The organism is Nostoc parmelioides FACHB-3921, from assembly GCF_014696625.1.
GTDB lineage: Bacteria > Cyanobacteriota > Cyanobacteriia > Cyanobacteriales > Nostocaceae > Trichormus > Trichormus parmelioides.
Genome location: NZ_JACJQL010000019.1, coordinates 77,773 through 94,263, shown reverse-complemented (window position 1 = coordinate 94,263; position 16,491 = coordinate 77,773). Strand labels below are relative to the sequence as shown.

Sequence of the window (16,491 nt, the reverse complement as noted above, 5' to 3'; positions counted from 1 at the left end):
CTCGTCCCCAACTCCCTAATTTTCTGGCAATTTCGGTTGTTCGGCGGAATATTTAGCGACGATGCTGGCAATCTCAGGATTATATAGTCGCAGATAATTCCAATAGTTACCAAATACCTGGCGGACATAATCCCTAGTTTCATTAAAGGGGATGGCTTCAACAAACTCATCTGGGTCTTGGTTAGGTAGAGTTTTCAACCATCGGGCGACGTTACCTGGGCCAGCATTGTAACTAGCGATCGCTAACATAGAATTATTGCCATACCGCTCATGGGTGTAATCTAAATACCATGTCCCTAGCATCACGTTGTCATTGGGATTTTCTAAATTAATGGTTTTGATATCTAAGGGAATTTTTGATGCTATCCACTTAGCTGTATCGGGCATTACCTGCATTAAGCCAGTCGCGCCGACAACGGATTTGATTTTCGCTTCAAACCGCGATTCTTGACGCATTAAGGCGGTAACTAGCAAGGGATTAAGTTCTCGCTCAGATGACCATTTTTCAATTTCTTTCAAGTAGGGAAATGGGTAACGGGCTTGCCAGTAGGTAATCTGTTTACTTAAGGCCTGATATTCAGCTTGTTCTTCTGGTGTTTCCCTATCTTCTAATTTAGAAATCAGGTTAATTCCTGACAGATATTCACCCCTAGCTAACCGCATCAAGCCTTCGGTGAATTGTTCTGCTACTGTGGGTTCCTGTTTATTGAGATATTCTGTCTCCCATTGCAGCCACGCATCACGATCTTGACCAAGTAAATACAATTCTTGGAAGGACGGGGAACCAGTGGGAGGTATGGGGCGCTGATAGGGAACTACTTCTGGGGTGAGTTGACGGACGTTATCAAAGTTGCCGACATTCAACCCCAAGAGGTTTGCCGATCGCCAGGCATAATAAGAGTAAGGAAACTGGCTAATCACGTACTCATAGGCAGTTTGAGCTTCCTGTTGTTTGCCTACGGCTGCTGCCCATTTACCTAACCAAAAACCCGCCCTGGGAGCCAAAATACTATTAGGGTTGTTGATGACAATCGGTTGCGCCCATTTCCAAGCGCTGGTGTAATCTCTGGCTTTGGCTTTCTCTAGAGCGATTTTCCAACGATATTCGGCGGCTTCATCGGATTTGGCATACTTGGTAATGAGTTGTTGCCAAGTTTGTTGGGCTGCTTTTTCATCCTTAAGGGCTGTGAGGATTTCGGCTTTTTTTACCAACGCCTGACTTGCTTGTTCGGGGAATTTAGCAATTACTTGGTTGAGATAGGGTAAGGCATCTTTGTTAGTTTTAGTCATTTCTGCCAACCGTACCAAGCCTAGTCCTGTTTCCCGTGCATCAGGAAATTGCTGTACTAGTTGCTGATAGGTAGAGATTGCTTGTTCTCGATTTTTCCCGCCTACTTGCCATCCCCGTGCAGTCCGGTAGAGGTTACGGGCTGTTTTTGGCGCTTTGGCGTAAGCGTTCGCCGCTTTGAGGAATTGATTGTTCTCCCAGTAGGCTGTACCAATCACTTCCCAGTCTTGGGGTTGGAGATTTGTCTGTTTTCCTAGCTCGTCTAACACCCCTACTATCCCTGGCTGGGTATAAGCATATTGAGCCAAGATGAGCTGCAACTGCGGCTGATTGGGATTTTCTGACAAGCGCTTCCTGATTATCTCCCAGGTGAGGGGATGGGAAGGAAATTGGGCGATCGCTGTATCCTGTAGCTTTGGTTGAGCAATCAGATAGATGGCTTTTACCGCCGCCGCTTCCTTGGGATACTGTTTTAATACTTGTCGTCTTAAGTCAGAAGCTTTGCCATCTTCCCCTAATAAATCCTGTGCTTGTGCTTGTTTCAGCAAGATGTAGGGTGCAAGGACAGGATAGCTTTTCTCTAAGCCTGTGAGTAGTTCCAGGGCTTTTTGTCCTTGTTTTGTGTCAATATAATCACTCGCCAACAGATAACGCGCTCTTTCTCGATCTGGCGATCGCGAGTTTTGCGAGAGTTCTGCTAGTTTGGCTGCTCGTTCTACCGGCGATTGTGATATCAGTGGAAATACATCTGATTTCGCCCTACTTCCCTCGGATAAATCTTTGGGCTGACCTTGAGTCATGTTGAGCCATTGCCCCAAGGATTTACCAATCTCCGGTGCTGACACCATCGCCCCAGCTGAAAAGGCAAACAGTGCCGCACCAGCGATTATAGAAATTTGCTTTTTTTGTAGTTTTTTCAGCATGGATACTCGCTGAACAGTGCCGATGAATTTCCTGAAACTCTAGCATTAGTTGCCGAGAGTGTAATCACCTTTTCATTGGAAATTTCTTATTCTAGGAAAAATCATACAAAATGTAGATACTATTTTTGATAATATTGTGCCTCCATTACCAGTTTAATTATGTTTCATCTATCCTGATGAATAATGAAGCTTTTAAAACAAAGGAATAATCTTTAAATACATTAACACAATGTATAAATACTTATTGTTTCAGTATTGCATCCATGAATATTTTCAACAAAATTATACCTAAGACCTGTATTAGATATGGTATTGGACTTAGATTAAAAGTATCATCCAGTCATTACATTTTTTATTTATATTTGCGTGCAGGCAAATAATAAAAGCACAAAAACAATATTTTTCTCAGCATTATTCATCATTTTTATTTCTATCGGTACAAGACGAATAATTAAAAATAATGCAACCATCTAAATTATAGATTGAGCCTTCAATAATATTGGCTCTAACTTAAAATCTGATATTTAAGATGGGAGATAAATACTATGACACAGCAAAATGCTGCCGAACTGTTAAAAGCTGTTAAGGAAAATCAAGCATTAAGAGAAAGACTGAAAGCAACAAATAATCCAGAAGCCTTTATTAAAATTGCTCAAGAAGGGGGTTATGACTTCACTGTTGAAGAACTGGAGAACGAAATTAGTAAATTGAGTGAAGAAGAGTTAGCAACTATTGTCAATCCAGGCTGGGGGCCTAGACGGCATATTCATCCTAGATAAATGTTTAGCTGAACCTATTAAATGGCAAAGCTAAAATCATGCAGAAAATTGTAGGTTGGATGGCCAGTAACGTGCAGGTATTTCCTTCGGCAAGGAAACCCGAAACCAAATATTTTTGCGGTGTGCTTAATCCAACCTATGCCTGGTAACTCGGCACTATATTTAAGAAATTCTTTTAAAAATTGCTTTAGCTGGGATTGATCTGGGTTGATAATATTAATCCTGTGAACTTGATTAATCAGGATAATTATAGTGGCACAGGAAGCTGAGGACTTTCAACAAGAGCAGGAAGCGGTTTCCTATCATGCTCTCACTCCCAAACAACAACAGCAGCGATTAATAGAATTAGCGGTGGTATTTTTGCGACTGGGGGCGATCGCCTTTGGTGGCCCGGCTGCTCACATTGCCATGATGGATAATGAGGTGGTGAATCGCCGTCGCTGGATGAGTCGGGAGAAACTGCTGGATTTGTTGGGAATCACAAATTTGATTCCCGGCCCCAACTCAACAGAATTAGCTATACACATAGGCTACGAACAAGGCGGGTGGCGTGGTTTATTGGTAGCGGGTAGTTGCTTTATTCTCCCTGCTATGCTCATTGTTTGGACATTAGCCGCCATTTATGCACGTTATCAAACTGTGCCGCAGGTGGGATGGCTACTCTATGGGATTAAACCCGTCATTATGGCGATCGTGCTGCAAGCTGTGTGGAATCTGAGTAAAAAAGCAGCCAAAGATTTACCGACACGCATCGCCGGAATAGTAGCTATAGTCGCCTATTTTGCCGGATTGAATGAAATTTTGCTGCTAATTTCGCTAGGTATCGCCGTTATGGTGCTGAAAAATTGGCAAAATCGGGGGCGGATCACCGGAGCCTTTTTGCTGCCATTCTCAGGTATTCTCGCTCAAGTCGGGACAACAACAGCAGCCATCACCTCAGTCACTTGGGTGAGTGTGTTTCTCTTCTTTCTCAAGATTGGCTGTGTTCTTTACGGTAGTGGTTATGTGTTGCTGGCGTTTTTGCAACGGGATTTAGTCGAACGCAACCAATGGCTGACATCACAGCAGCTTCTGGATGCGGTAGCCATTGGACAGTTTACACCGGGGCCTGTGTTCACTACTGCCACATTTATTGGATACTTGTTGGCGGGAAACGCTGGGGCGATCGCTGGTACTATCGGTATATTCTTACCAGCTTTTATATTGGTGTGGGTAGTTAACCCTTGGGTGACTAAATTGCGTCAATCTTCCTGGGCTAGTGGGTTTCTCGATGGCGTGAATGCAGCCTCCCTGGGATTAATGGCAGGTGTAACTTACACACTGGGACAAGCCGCACTAGTGGATTGGCTAACTATTATTTTGGCAATTGTGAGTGCGATCGCTGTCTTCCGATTTAAAATCAATTCTGCCTGGTTAGTGCTAGCAGGAGGGGCGATCGGATTTGTCTCACATATATTTTAGGACTTACGTTTAAATGTTGATTGTTGATTGTCAAGCAGTCGCAGTCAACAGCTATAGCTGCTATATCAAACCTAAATTACTACTTAATTCTAAAGCTTTTTCAAATGTGATACCTTGTTTGGTAGCTACATATAAAAGTGCTATAACTGAGGAGCGAATAGAATTATCACAGTGAATTAAGAGGGGTTTTGGCAATTCATTAATTGTTTGTAATATTTGTAGTGTAGTTCGATTATTAATCTCTTCAAATTTCATAGGAAAATTAATATAGCGTAGTCCTAAGAACTCAAGCTTATCTTGTTCATTATCGAGCAATCCTTTTTCATCAGGCGATCGCAAGTTCAGCACTGATTTGTAACCATCTTCAGTGATTTTGTGGAACTGATCGAGTGTAATTTGTCCGGCGATCGCTAACTCATTATTAATTTTTCTAACAGTATTCATTATCATCACCTTCTTGATAGTGAGTTATCTGTAATTTTTGTAAAACATAACCTTTTCCTTGATGTTTAAGATTGCTCATGTGACAAATATAAATTAAGAATTACGCTGGATAAAAAGTATTTCTATTGTTTAACAAATTTGGTAATTGTACAGATTATTGACGAGATTAAAAATATTTTACTTGCAGATAAGATTGAATTTAAAAATGCCAGATTATAGTTGTATGATAGCGGAATGCCCAACTTCCCTGATTAGTTGTTACACAAATATTGGCTTGTTTACACTGACAATCTATCAAAAAAATTTGAGGAAGTTGTGAGGAGCCTATCTGATTTTGGAATTAGATGGTGAGAATTTTTACTTAGTATTAGGACTGACGCATGAAAACGAAAGGCTAAGGGTTTGGAGAAGGGTATAGGGGAAAGAGTAAAACTCAATTATTTCCTCACATCCCCATACCCTCAGACCCCTACACCCTTAGTTAACTCTCCCCTCAAAACAGTAACCGCCTGTCCGGCGAGAAACACACGATCGCCTCCCCCGTAACTTACCTTGACCACTCCACCACGGCTAGAGGCTTGATAAGCCAAAAACTCATCCTTACCCAGGCGATCGCGCCAGTAACTAGCCAAGCAGCAATGCGCCGCCCCTGTGACTGGATCTTCGTTGATACCTAAACCTGGGGCAAAGAACCGAGAAACAAAATCGTATGGGGAATCAGGCTGAGTTTGGCTAGTCACTATCACATCTGCCACAGCTAAAGTTTTGAGTAGCTGGAAATTAGGCTGTAGATTTCGCACCAAATCCTCAGATTCCACCTCTACCAAATAGCCTAGAGAGTTTTGCACAACTGATTTTAACGATACACCCAACGCCTGACTCAATTCTGGAGGGGGGATTGTTGGTTGTGAGTGATTCACAGGAAAATCTAACTCAATCCAATCACCTTGGCGCTTGGCAATCAGTAAGCCACTTTTCGTATGAAAACGGGCTATTTCATCGGGTGACAAATGCCCTTCTGACCACAACACATGAGCGCTGGCTAAGGTTGCATGACCACAAAGCGGTACTTCCACGGTCGGCGTGAACCACCGCAGATTGAAGCCATCATCTTGTTTAACTAAAAAAGCCGTCTCCGATAAGTTCATTTCCTGAGCTATATTCTGCATCCAGGTGTCTGCTTGAGGAGAAGGCAAAACACAGACGGCCGCCGGATTTCCCCCGAAGGGTTTATCCGTGAAAGCATCTACTTGAGTAATGATTTGTCCCATAGAGTTTAACAATTCAAAATTCAAAATATAATTCGTAATTAACAAGGTAAGCTCTATTGAGCATGAATGACGGGCAATGCAGTACCTTAGAAATTAGTAAACTATCTCCAAAAGCCTGAGTCAATGTTCGATGCGAGCCGTAATTTGCAACTCAAAATCATTACAGGTCTAATTTTTGTGGGCTTGGTCGGTTGTAATGCTGAACAAAAGCTGCCATCCAATCCTACAGAAATACAACCACCAACGGCACAACCTGAAGTACCAAACAGTGAAAATGACAAAGATGATGATGATAAAGAGCCAGAAAATGACAGCCAGGATAATGATAAAGAAGATAACGATTAAATAGCGGTAATTAATTATGGGTTCTCTAGCTGATACTTTGCGCGATCGCCGTCAAAAATTAGCCCACCTCATTGATTTTCCTGCCATTTTATGGTCAGGTGGCAGCAATGCGCGCAACTTTCCCGCCAATCGTTTTCCTTTCCGGGCTAGCAGTCACTTCCTCTATTTTGCTGGCTTACCCCTACCCAACGCCGCAATTCACCTAGAAGCAGGTAAGTTAACATTATTTATCGATGATCCTGCACCCGGTAGCGCCCTATGGCATGGAGAAACACCCAAACGTGAGGAAATCGCTGAAACTATTGGCGCGGATGCAGCTCAACCCTTATCAGAATTAACGCCATTCCTGGAAGGTGCAGCCACTATTGCCGTCCAAGATGCCACAACTTGGACGCAGCAATCCCAACTACTAAACAGATGGGTTTTACCACAAGGTCAGCCAGAAGGAATTGATTTAGAATTAGCGAAAGCGATCGTTACCTTACGCCTCACCCACGACGCAGGCGCATTAGCTGAGTTACGCAAAGCGGCAACTGTGAGTGTAGCAGCCCACAAAGCTGGCATGGCAGCCACCGCCAACGCCAAAATAGAAGCAGAAGTTCGAGCCGCAATGGAAAGCGTTTTCATGGCTCACAACATGACTACTTCTTATAACAGTATTGTCACAGTTCACGGCGAAGTTTTACATAACGAACAGTATCACCATCCTCTGCAACCAGGAGATTTATTACTAGCCGATGTCGGTGGCGAAACAGAATTAGGTTGGGCTGCTGATATCACCCGTACCTGGCCTGCGTCTGGTCAATTTTCCCCCACACAACGGGATATATATGATGTAGTGTTGGCAGCCCATGATACCTGCATTGCCAACATCCGCCCCGGTGTAGAGTATGCAGAGATCCATCTACTAGGGGCTAGGGTTATTGCCGAAGGTTTGGTAAATTTAGGCATTCTACGAGGTAATCCCGAAGATTTAGTAGAAAAAGATGCCCATGCTTTATTTTTCCCCCACGGTATCGGCCATCTCTTGGGCTTGGATGTCCACGATATGGAAGATTTGGGTGATTTAGCCGGCTATGAAGAAGGGAAGAAAAGGAGCGATCGCTTCGGCTTGGGCTACCTGCGTTTAAATCGTCCCCTACGTACAGGAATGTTGGTCACAATTGAACCCGGATTTTACCAAGTTCCCGCTATCTTAAACGATGAAAAAACTCGCTCAAGATACCAATATACAGTCAACTGGGAACGCCTATCACAATTCGCCGATATCCGAGGAATCCGCATTGAAGATGATGTTTTAGTTACAGACATAGGCAGCGAAGTCCTCACCGCCGCCTTGCCAAATGACGCTGACACCATAGAACATCTAGTTAATAAAACCTGAGGCGTTGCTGAATCAGGGGATGAAATTTGGGCGTTGCATAAATGCGGGATGAATTGAGACTTTTGTACAAAGCAGAACATCGATTCTACCCTGCGGGAACGCCTTGCGGCGAATGCGTCTTTGCGTCTTTGCGTCTTTGCGTGTTAGCGAAGCGGGGCGTAAGCCCGACAAAAATCATCCCACTAATCAGCAACGCCGAAATTTGATGTACTGAAATTTCAAACTCTTTATCCTCTCTGCGTCTCCGCGCCTCTGCGTGAATTAAACCGCCAAAAACCGTTGAATCACATCCTGACTAAGTTCATCAGTAGAACCAGATGCAACAATAGCCCCTTTCTGCATAGCGTAATAGTAATCAGCCTGACGAACAAAATGTAAGTGTTGTTCTACAAGTAAAACAGAAATACCTGTAGTTTCAATAATGCGACGGACGGCTGCTTCAATTTCTAGGATAATTGAAGGTTGAATCCCTTCAGTGGGTTCATCCAAGACAAGTAATTGGGGCTGTCCCATTAAAGCACGAGCGATCGCCAGTTGTTGCTGTTGTCCACCGCTTAAATCACCACCCATCCGCGACAACATGGTTTTCAACACCGGAAATAAGCTAAAAATTTCTTCCGGAATTTCGGCTTTTTTTACCTGTTTCTGTCTAGCTTCCAAACCCAGCAGTAAATTTTCCTTGACTGTCAAACGCGGAATAATATCTCGTCCTTGGGGAACATAACCAATTCCCATTTTCGCCCTTTGGTCTGGAGATTTGGAGTTGATTAAATTCCCGGCTAAGTTAATAGTGCCACTGCGGGGCTTGAGTAAACCCATAATAGTTTTAAGTAGGGTTGTTTTACCTACGCCATTGCGCCCAATTAGGCAGATCATCTGCCCATTTGGTACGCTTAAATCTACATTGCGGAGAATATGGCTTTCGCCGTAGTAAACATTAAGGTTAGAAATATTTAGCATATTGGTTCAGAGACGCGATTAATCGCGTCTGTACAATTGTTAGATATATGATTAATCGCGTCTGTTGTCTTAATTCCACACACCCCTCATTGTTGTCCTAAATAAACTTCAACGACACGAGGGTCATTTTGGACTTCCTCAAAATTACCTTCACAGAGTACCGAACCTTCATGTAAAACTGTGACCTTCTTGGCAATTTGCCGAACAAATTCCATATCATGTTCAATTACTAGAATTGAATGACTCTGCGCTAATGTTAAAAGCAATTCGCCAATATTATAAGTTTCTTCATCAGTTAAACCTGCAACTGGTTCATCCACAAGTAATAAATCTGGAGATTGTCCAACTAACATTCCAATTTCTAAACGTTGCTTTTCTCCATGAGATAACAAAGCTGCGGGTATGTCTGCTTTAGGAGTTAAGCCAATAGTTTCTAATAAACCTTTAATACTATTTTCTTCCGTAGTTTGAGAACGCCCAAATAATGTAGAAAAAACGTTTTTATTCAGATTACTGGTAATTTCTAAATTTTCCCGTGGCGTGAGGTTGAGATAAACTCTAGGTGTTTGGAATTTGCGCCCAATTCCCCGCCGTGCAATTTGATGTTCACGTAAAGAACGCAGGTTTTTTCCTTTAAATAAAACTCTGCCTATCGTCGGTTGAACTTTACCTGTAATCACATCCAAAAATGTAGTTTTACCTGCACCATTAGGGCCAATTACTACTCGCAATTCCCCCACATCCATACTAAAATTGAGTTGATTGAGAGCTTTAAAACCATCAAAACTCACAGTAACGTTTTCAGTTTCCAAGATTTTGGCGTTCATGTTGTACTTCTGGGTCTTCTTCCAAACTGGGATATGTAGAAATTTGTTGAGGGCGTTTGAGAAAAGGAATGTTTTGACTACGCAACCATCCTACTAAGCCATCAGGAAGGACGGTCACAACAATTAAAAATAATGCACCTTGGAAAAATAGCCATATTTCAGCAAATTGTTCACTCAAAAAAGCACGGGCATAATTAACTAACAAAGTTCCCAAAACTGCCCCGATTAATGTAGCGCGTCCCCCTACAGCTACCCAAATCACCATTTCAATGGAAAAAGCAATATCCATTGCTCTAGGTGAGACAGAACCACTTTGCAGGGTGTAAAATGCTCCTGCAATACCAGCGATCGCACCAGAAACTGCAAACACTAAGGTTTTAAAATCTGTAGGGTCATAGCCAGAGAACCTTACACGACTTTCATCGTCTCGAATTGCAATTAAAAGTCGTCCAAAGCGTCCACTAGTCAACCAGCGACAAATCCCATAGGTAGCAGCGAGAAACAAGACGGTGAGAGTGTAGAAAATAAATTTTGTTTTCCCATCGCTGACAGTTGCACCAAACAAAGTTGTAAAATCTATTAGCCCATTTGTTCCATTAAAAAATTGCTGTTGACCGTTAAAAAAGTTGAAAAATACAATAATTGCTGCTTGGGTGAGAATGGAAAAATAAACGCCTTTAATCCGGTTGCGAAATACCAAATATCCTAATAACCCCGCCAGCAACCCTGGAACTATCACTACAGCCGCTACTGCTATGGGGAAAGAATAAAAAGGTTGCCAAAACCAAGGAAGTTCCGTCACCCCATACAATCCCATAAAATCAGGTAACTCACCCTCTGGGATTTGCAATTTCAGGTACATAGCGATCGCATATCCACCCAGACCAAAAAAGATACCATGTCCCAAACTTAGTAACCCAGTGTAACCCCAAATCAAATCAATCCCCAAAGCCACGATCGCCAGTGACAAAAATCGCCCCAACAAATTCAAGCGAAACTCTGACAACACCAATGGCATAATTAAAATGAGAATGAGAGCGATCGCCACCACCACCCCAACCTCAATTAATATTAACCGTCCTCCCTGCTTCATTCTCTGCGCCCTCCGCGTCTCTGCGTGAGATTAAAAAAATTAAACATCAACACTACGTCCCTTCTGTGGAAAAATCCCCGCCGGCTTCCACTGCAAAAATAAAATAATCAACACAAATACCATCACCTTCGCCATACTTGTGGTAGCAAAAAACGTCAAGAAATCTGCTAGAGGTTTAACAGGAGTTGATAACAAAGCTATAGTCCCAGAACCAATTAAAAAGTTAGCAGTCCCAATTCCCAAAGCAGCGACAATAGTACCGGCTAAGTTACCCACACCCCCAACAACCACAACCATGAAAGTATCGATAATATAATTTTGTCCGGTATTTGGCCCCACAGAACCCAGCAAACTAATCGCACACCCAGCCACACCCGCCAAACCAGAACCCAAAGCAAAGGTAATTGCATCAACTTTTTCGGTGGGGATACCCAAACAAGCACTCATACTCCGGTTTTGTGTCACAGCCCGAATTCTTAATCCCCAGCTAGAACGCTGTAAAAATAGATAAATTCCCCCCACACAAATTATTGTCAAAGCAATAATAAATAACCTGGCGAATGGTAATTGTACCCCACCTAAAGATACGCCAGTTTGTAACCATCTAGGCGCAGTTACATCAACATTTTGCGCCCCAAACCAAGGTTGAGTTACTGCTAGCTGATAAGTTTGACTCAATAAGTTACCCGTGGTGATTGTTACCCCCAAAGATAGCAAGAAAATCACCGCCACAACCCAGTTACGAATTCTCTCTAAATTTGCGCGGGAATTTAAAACCCATAACCCCCCAAAAAACAACAGAGAAAACAAGCCCAAGCCAATTACTAAAACCCAATTCACACTACGGACAAACTGCTGGAAAATTAAACTTACGCCCCAAGTTGCCAACAAAGTTTCTAGAGGTCTTCCATAGAGGTAACGAATCACACCTCTTTCCAGAATTAATCCAATAAATGCAGTGAAAAAGAAAGCGATAATTAACGCCAGAAATATATAAATCTCAAACCAAAAACCGCCCAATTGTTTACAGCCATTCTGCACAACAAAAGTTGTATAAGCCCCAAACATCATCAATTCGCCATGCGCCATATTAATCACCCCCATCAAGCCAAAAATAATGGCTAATCCCAAGGCAGCAATTAATAAAACAGAACCGATGCTAATACCATTAAATACAGCATCCAAAAAACCTGTTAACATTCTTTTTCACCAGCATATAAGCTTGCTTTTTGTAAAAATTACAAAGTCAACAGTCAACAGTCAACAGTCAACATTTTTCTCGATAGACCATTGACTAATGACTATTGACCATTGACTTATTAAGCTTTTTTGTACTTACCGCCCTTAGCTGGATCTGACCAATCACAAGCAAATCCCTTAGTTTCTTTCACAAATTGATTCCAAGGAACCGGCTCAACTGGTGCAGGTGTAGCATAGACAATATCAAACAAACCATCATCTCTAACTTCACCAATCCGCACAACTTTGGATATGTGATGATTAGCATTAACTGTCACCTTTCCTTCAGGTGCATCTATGGTTTGACCATAAGCCGCCGCCCGCACTTTAGCTAAATCAGGACTACCCGCTTTTTCTACTGATTGCTTCCACAAATACACAGCGATATATGCAGCTTCCATCGGGTCATTTGTTACCCGGTCTGCACCATATTCTTTTTTAAAAGCTTCGACAAATTTCTTATTAGCAGGGGTATCTACTGTTTGGAAATAATTCCAAGCAGCATAATGACCTTTGAGATACTCAACTCCAATTGCTTTCACTTCTTCTTCCGCAATACTTACAGACATAGAAGGGTATTTATCCGGTGTTAATCCAGCACCTTTTAACTGTTTGAAGAAAGCTACGTTACTATCACCATTTAAGGTGTTATAAATTACCCCACCATTGGGTAATGTTTGTTTAATTTTGGTGATAATTGGTGTAACTTCTGTATTACCTAATGGTAAATAATCTTCACCAACTGTTTTTCCACCTAAAGCTTCTAATTGGGCTTTGATAATAGTGTTAGCCGTCCGAGGGAAAACATAGTCTGAGCCGACTAAAAAGAATTCTTTACCCTTATTTTTTAACAACCAATCAACAGAAGGTTCAATTTGTTGATTTGGTGCTGCACCTGTGTAAAAAATGTTTTTTGAACACTCTTGACCTTCATACTGCACGGGATACCACAGCATATGGTCTTTACTTTCAAATACTGGCTTCACATTTTTGCGGCTAGCTGAAGTCCAACAACCAAAAACTACAGCTACTTTATCTTGATCAATCAACTTGGTGGCTTTTTCTCTAAAAGTATCCCAGTTAGAAGCACCATCCTCAACAATGGCTTCAATCTGTTTACCTAAAACACCACCAGCCGCGTTAATTTCTTTGATAGCTAATTTCTCAGCATCTACAACGCTTTTTTCACTGATAGACATTGTGCCACTCAGAGAGTGCAGAATACCTATTTTGATCGTGTTACCACCACTAGCAGCCACAGGAGAAGCATTCCCAGAGGTGGCTGGACTGTCTGTAGCGCTTGGGGTGTTATTAGCGCAGGCCTTCAGCAAGATGCTGCTACCAATAGTTGCAGAGCCGTAAATTAAAAATCTGCGTCGGTTAATTCGTCTACTCATATCTTGGTTAAATTTCCCCTTGATGAATCAGCTAGCTCCCTGAGAGTTCACAAGGTCAAGCTTTAGATTGTGATATTAGTTTGATATTTAACCACTGAATTGTTATTTTTGATACTAAATCATAATTCCTTTAAATAAAAATTAATCTAATTAACTAAAACTCAGAGTGATATTTATAGCTGTGCAGATATTAAACGGTTGACCTAACAGGTATCTGAACTAGCGCTCCTCTATATGTCGTAGATTTAGGGTTGGGGCGAGACAATTTTGTTACAAGTTAATCGTTTGTTTTGCCATCTCACATATCCAATCAAGCTCCTTCGACAAGCCAAGTAAAGATACTAGGACAGTCAAATTAACCGTATTCTGCCAATGCTGCTTGTTCGGCTACTTTACTGTGGACTAATTCTCAGGATGCAACATCATCAGCTAATTCTTTAATCACGGACTCATTATTGACATTCAACAGATCAATGGTATCCTCCTGCTCAAGTCGCGGGAAAAACTACTAAGCTGGTAAATAGCACATTATAAAAATTCCTGAATCGCATTCTCTAGCTGGTTCGGACATCCCATTGGCTCAATAACTGTAACTAAGATATGTTTGACGCATTAGCAGACCGTTTAGAATCCGCCTGGAAAAAGCTGCGCGGGCAAGATAAAATTTCTGAATCTAACATTCAAGATGCTTTGCGGGAAGTGCGCCGCGCCCTGTTGGAAGCAGATGTTAACCTCCAAGTAGTCAAAGATTTTATTAGCGAAGTTGAAGCCAAGGCGCAGGGAGCCGAAGTTATTAGCGGCGTGCGACCTGACCAGCAGTTCATCAAGATTGTTTACGATGAGCTAGTGCAGGTGATGGGGGAAGAGAATGTTCCCCTGGCGGAAGTGGAACAAAAGCCCACAATTGTTTTGATGGCTGGTTTACAAGGTACTGGGAAAACCACAGCCACCGCCAAATTAGCTTTACATTTACGGAAATTAGAACGTAGTTGTTTGTTAGTAGCCACAGACGTATATCGTCCAGCCGCAATTGACCAGTTGCTCACACTAGGTAAACAAATTGACGTACCAGTATTTGAACTCGGAAGTGATGCAGACCCGGTAGAAATTGCCCGTCAAGGTGTGGAACGTGCCAAAGCAGAGGGCGTGAACACAGTCATCATTGATACAGCAGGTCGTCTGCAAATTGACGAAGACATGATGGCGGAATTAGCCAGAATAAAAGAAACCGTCCAACCCCACGAAACATTGTTGGTGGTGGATTCCATGACTGGTCAAGAAGCTGCCAACCTCACCCGCACCTTTCATGAGCAAATAGGTATTACTGGGGCGATTCTCACCAAGATGGATGGTGATAGCCGTGGTGGTGCGGCGTTGTCGGTAAGGCAAATTTCGGGAGCGCCGATTAAGTTTGTGGGTGTGGGGGAAAAAGTCGAAGCCCTACAACCTTTTTACCCAGACCGCATGGCTTCCCGAATTCTGGGTATGGGTGACGTGCTGACTTTGGTAGAAAAAGCCCAGGAAGAGTTCGATTTAGCTGATGCTGAGAAAATGCAGGAGAAAATCCTGTCAGCGAAGTTTGACTTTACCGATTTTGTCAAGCAACTGCGGATGTTGAAAAATATGGGATCGCTGGGGGGTCTCCTGAAGATGATTCCGGGGATGGGTAAACTCTCAGATGATCAGCTAAAGCAGGGAGAAACCCAACTCAAGCGGTGTGAAGCGATGATCAATTCCATGACCATCCAAGAACGCCGCGATCCTGATTTATTGGCAAGTTCTCCCAACCGACGGCGACGGATTGCCTCTGGTTCTGGTTATAAAGAAGCAGATGTGAATAAACTAGTGGCTGATTTCCAAAAAATGCGATCGCTCATGCAGCAAATGGGTCAAGGTAATTTCCCCGGAATGCCCGGAATGTTTGGCGGTGGCGGTGGTGGAATGGGTAATATGTTCGGTGGTGGCGGTAACCGTCCCCCAGCCCCTGGCTGGCGCGGCTACAATGGCGGCGGCGCTGGCACGAAGAAGAAAAAACCCAAAGATAAAAAGAAAAAAGGTTTTGGAAATCTGTAGCCAACAGTCAACAGTCAACGGTCAACAGTCAAAGATAACGGTTTTAACTATGGACTATTGACTATTGACTATTGACTATTGACCAACGACCAATAGCACTAAACCCTTAGCAAGTGTTAAAATTAGCATTTCAATCAAGGAAGTCTTGGATTTAAGATAGCCACTTCCTTAATTACCTACAAACAGGAGAATGTTTCTTCAATCATGATCAAACTGCGCTTGAAACGATTCGGTAAAAAGCGGGAAGCGAGCTACCGTATTGTCGCTATGAATAACCTCTCTCGCCGCGACGGTCGCCCCTTGGAAGAATTGGGATATTACAATCCTAGAACTGATGAAGTGCGATTGGATGTTCCTGGTATTGTCAAGCGACTACAGCAAGGCGCTCAACCTACTGACACGGTACGTCGCATCTTACAAAAACAAAATGTCTTTGAACAGGTCAGTGCAAAACCCGCATCATAGTCTTACAGGTAACTCATTAACAGCTAGCCCCAATTACGTCGGGCTAGTCAAGTTCTTGATGCAGCCATTTTTAGAAGCTCCAGAGTCTTTAAGCGTCGATTGTGAAATTTCTCCAACCCTGAAACGGGCTTGGGTTCGCATCGCCTTTGAAAGTGCAGATAAAGGGAAAGTTTTTGGTCGGGGAGGTCGTAATATTCAGGCGATTCGCACAGTGATTTCTGCTGCGGCAGAACTTGCTGGACAGTCAGTTTACCTGGACATTTACGGCAGCACCACTCCAGGCCGAGAAGGAATGTTTGTTGAGGAAGACCAACAAGAACGCACACCTCCGCCAATATCACGAGAAAGAAGCGGAAACGCCCCACCGCGACCGGTTGTTAAACCACGCACCCGTTAGCGCCCCTACACGGAATTCAAAATTCAAAAAGCTGCTTCAGCAAGCTTTTCACATATTTTGAATGGTTAATTGATTTAACCTGTGCTGTACTAGGTTAACAATAGAGAAGAAGCCTGAGCGGTTTTAGTTAACTCCGCTCAGAAAC

Annotated in this window: 15 protein-coding genes; 7 read left to right on the top strand and 8 right to left on the bottom strand. The window is 42.8% G+C overall.

The genetic code is table 11. The features are described 5' to 3' along the window. Positions 1-15 precede the first annotated feature (15 nt). Positions 16-2,211: a lytic transglycosylase domain-containing protein gene (locus H6G14_RS14935; protein WP_190568153.1), complete on the bottom strand. Its 2,196-nt coding sequence runs from the start codon at positions 2,209-2,211 to the stop codon at positions 16-18. A 545-nt stretch (positions 2,212-2,756) separates the two neighbouring features. Between H6G14_RS14935 and H6G14_RS14930 the strand changes: the two genes are divergently transcribed. Together H6G14_RS14930 and H6G14_RS14925 are read left to right on the top strand one after the other, a co-directional pair. Then, positions 2,757-2,990, top strand: a complete 234-nt coding sequence (locus H6G14_RS14930) for a Nif11-like leader peptide family natural product precursor (protein ID WP_190568152.1) — start codon at positions 2,757-2,759, stop codon at positions 2,988-2,990. 252 nt (positions 2,991-3,242) lie between these two features. Then, positions 3,243-4,451 carry a chromate efflux transporter gene (locus H6G14_RS14925; RefSeq protein ID WP_190568151.1) on the top strand — a complete coding sequence of 403 codons (1,209 nt, stop codon included), beginning with the start codon at positions 3,243-3,245 and terminating at the stop codon, positions 4,449-4,451. A 60-nt stretch (positions 4,452-4,511) separates the two neighbouring features. On the opposite strand, the gene H6G14_RS14920 is transcribed toward H6G14_RS14925, so the two are convergent. Then, complete coding sequence (locus H6G14_RS14920; RefSeq protein ID WP_190568150.1) at positions 4,512-4,895, bottom strand: protein tyrosine phosphatase family protein; 384 nt, start codon at positions 4,893-4,895, stop codon at positions 4,512-4,514. A gap of 461 nt (positions 4,896-5,356) precedes the next feature. Then, positions 5,357-6,166, bottom strand: coding sequence for a PhzF family phenazine biosynthesis protein (locus H6G14_RS14915; protein WP_190568149.1), 810 nt, complete (start codon positions 6,164-6,166; stop codon positions 5,357-5,359). Between the two features lie 123 nt (positions 6,167-6,289). Here H6G14_RS14915 and H6G14_RS14910 point away from each other — a divergent pair, with 123 nt between their 5' ends. Both H6G14_RS14910 and H6G14_RS14905 read left to right on the top strand, forming a co-directional pair. Continuing rightward, a complete protein-coding gene (locus H6G14_RS14910; RefSeq protein ID WP_190568148.1) occupies positions 6,290-6,511 on the top strand; it encodes a hypothetical protein in 222 nt (73 codons plus the stop codon). Positions 6,512-6,527: 16 nt separating this feature from the next. Further along, positions 6,528-7,895 carry an aminopeptidase P family protein gene (locus tag H6G14_RS14905; protein ID WP_190568147.1) on the top strand — a complete coding sequence of 456 codons (1,368 nt, stop codon included), beginning with the start codon at positions 6,528-6,530 and terminating at the stop codon, positions 7,893-7,895. Positions 7,896-8,156: 261 nt separating this feature from the next. Here H6G14_RS14905 and urtE read toward each other — a convergent pair whose 3' ends face one another. The 5 genes from urtE to urtA all read right to left on the bottom strand — a co-directional run bounded on the left by urtE (position 8,157) and on the right by urtA (position 13,411). After that, positions 8,157-8,855, bottom strand: coding sequence for an urea ABC transporter ATP-binding subunit UrtE (gene urtE, locus H6G14_RS14900; RefSeq protein WP_190568146.1), 699 nt, complete (start codon positions 8,853-8,855; stop codon positions 8,157-8,159). An 86-nt stretch (positions 8,856-8,941) separates the two neighbouring features. Continuing rightward, positions 8,942-9,682, bottom strand: coding sequence for an urea ABC transporter ATP-binding protein UrtD (gene urtD, locus H6G14_RS14895; RefSeq protein WP_190568145.1), 741 nt, complete (start codon positions 9,680-9,682; stop codon positions 8,942-8,944). After that, positions 9,657-10,775 carry an urea ABC transporter permease subunit UrtC gene (gene urtC, locus H6G14_RS14890; protein ID WP_190568144.1) on the bottom strand — a complete coding sequence of 373 codons (1,119 nt, stop codon included), beginning with the start codon at positions 10,773-10,775 and terminating at the stop codon, positions 9,657-9,659. The genes urtD and urtC overlap by 26 nt, the downstream gene beginning before the upstream one ends. A 39-nt stretch (positions 10,776-10,814) precedes the next feature. Continuing rightward, a complete protein-coding gene (locus tag H6G14_RS14885) occupies positions 10,815-11,975 on the bottom strand; it encodes an ABC transporter permease subunit (RefSeq protein ID WP_190568143.1) in 1,161 nt (386 codons plus the stop codon). Positions 11,976-12,094: 119 nt separating this feature from the next. Further along, on the bottom strand, positions 12,095-13,411 hold the full coding sequence (urtA, locus tag H6G14_RS14880) for an urea ABC transporter substrate-binding protein (RefSeq protein ID WP_190568142.1): 1,317 nt from the start codon (positions 13,409-13,411) through the stop codon (positions 12,095-12,097). 600 nt (positions 13,412-14,011) lie between these two features. Here urtA and ffh point away from each other — a divergent pair. The 3 genes from ffh to H6G14_RS14865 all read left to right on the top strand — a co-directional run bounded on the left by ffh (position 14,012) and on the right by H6G14_RS14865 (position 16,346). Continuing rightward, on the top strand, positions 14,012-15,484 hold the full coding sequence (gene ffh / locus H6G14_RS14875; protein WP_190568141.1) for a signal recognition particle protein: 1,473 nt from the start codon (positions 14,012-14,014) through the stop codon (positions 15,482-15,484). A 204-nt stretch (positions 15,485-15,688) separates the two neighbouring features. Beyond that, positions 15,689-15,949, top strand: coding sequence for a 30S ribosomal protein S16 (gene rpsP / locus H6G14_RS14870; protein ID WP_010996117.1), 261 nt, complete (start codon positions 15,689-15,691; stop codon positions 15,947-15,949). Beyond that, positions 15,912-16,346 carry a KH domain-containing protein gene (locus H6G14_RS14865; protein ID WP_190568140.1) on the top strand — a complete coding sequence of 145 codons (435 nt, stop codon included), beginning with the start codon at positions 15,912-15,914 and terminating at the stop codon, positions 16,344-16,346. Before rpsP ends, H6G14_RS14865 begins: the two co-directional genes overlap by 38 nt. The last annotated feature ends 145 nt before the right edge of the window (positions 16,347-16,491 follow it).

Excerpts from the sequence above, each read along its gene's own strand:
- H6G14_RS14935 (WP_190568153.1), bottom strand. The coding sequence starts at position 2,211 with ATGCTGAAAAAACTACAAAAAAAGCAAATTTCTATAATCGCTGGTGCG.
- H6G14_RS14930 (WP_190568152.1), top strand. The coding sequence starts at position 2,757 with ATGACACAGCAAAATGCTGCCGAACTGTTAAAAGCTGTTAAGGAAAAT.
- H6G14_RS14920 (WP_190568150.1), bottom strand. The coding sequence starts at position 4,895 with ATGAATACTGTTAGAAAAATTAATAATGAGTTAGCGATCGCCGGACAA.
- H6G14_RS14915 (WP_190568149.1), bottom strand. The coding sequence starts at position 6,166 with ATGGGACAAATCATTACTCAAGTAGATGCTTTCACGGATAAACCCTTC.
- H6G14_RS14910 (WP_190568148.1), top strand. The coding sequence starts at position 6,290 with ATGTTCGATGCGAGCCGTAATTTGCAACTCAAAATCATTACAGGTCTA.
- H6G14_RS14905 (WP_190568147.1), top strand. The coding sequence starts at position 6,528 with ATGGGTTCTCTAGCTGATACTTTGCGCGATCGCCGTCAAAAATTAGCC.
- urtE (WP_190568146.1), bottom strand. The coding sequence starts at position 8,855 with ATGCTAAATATTTCTAACCTTAATGTTTACTACGGCGAAAGCCATATT.
- urtD (WP_190568145.1), bottom strand. The coding sequence starts at position 9,682 with ATGAACGCCAAAATCTTGGAAACTGAAAACGTTACTGTGAGTTTTGAT.
- urtC (WP_190568144.1), bottom strand. The coding sequence starts at position 10,775 with ATGAAGCAGGGAGGACGGTTAATATTAATTGAGGTTGGGGTGGTGGTG.
- H6G14_RS14885 (WP_190568143.1), bottom strand. The coding sequence starts at position 11,975 with ATGTTAACAGGTTTTTTGGATGCTGTATTTAATGGTATTAGCATCGGT.
- urtA (WP_190568142.1), bottom strand. The coding sequence starts at position 13,411 with ATGAGTAGACGAATTAACCGACGCAGATTTTTAATTTACGGCTCTGCA.
- ffh (WP_190568141.1), top strand. The coding sequence starts at position 14,012 with ATGTTTGACGCATTAGCAGACCGTTTAGAATCCGCCTGGAAAAAGCTG.
- rpsP (WP_010996117.1), top strand. The coding sequence starts at position 15,689 with ATGATCAAACTGCGCTTGAAACGATTCGGTAAAAAGCGGGAAGCGAGC.
- H6G14_RS14865 (WP_190568140.1), top strand. The coding sequence starts at position 15,912 with ATGTCTTTGAACAGGTCAGTGCAAAACCCGCATCATAGTCTTACAGGT.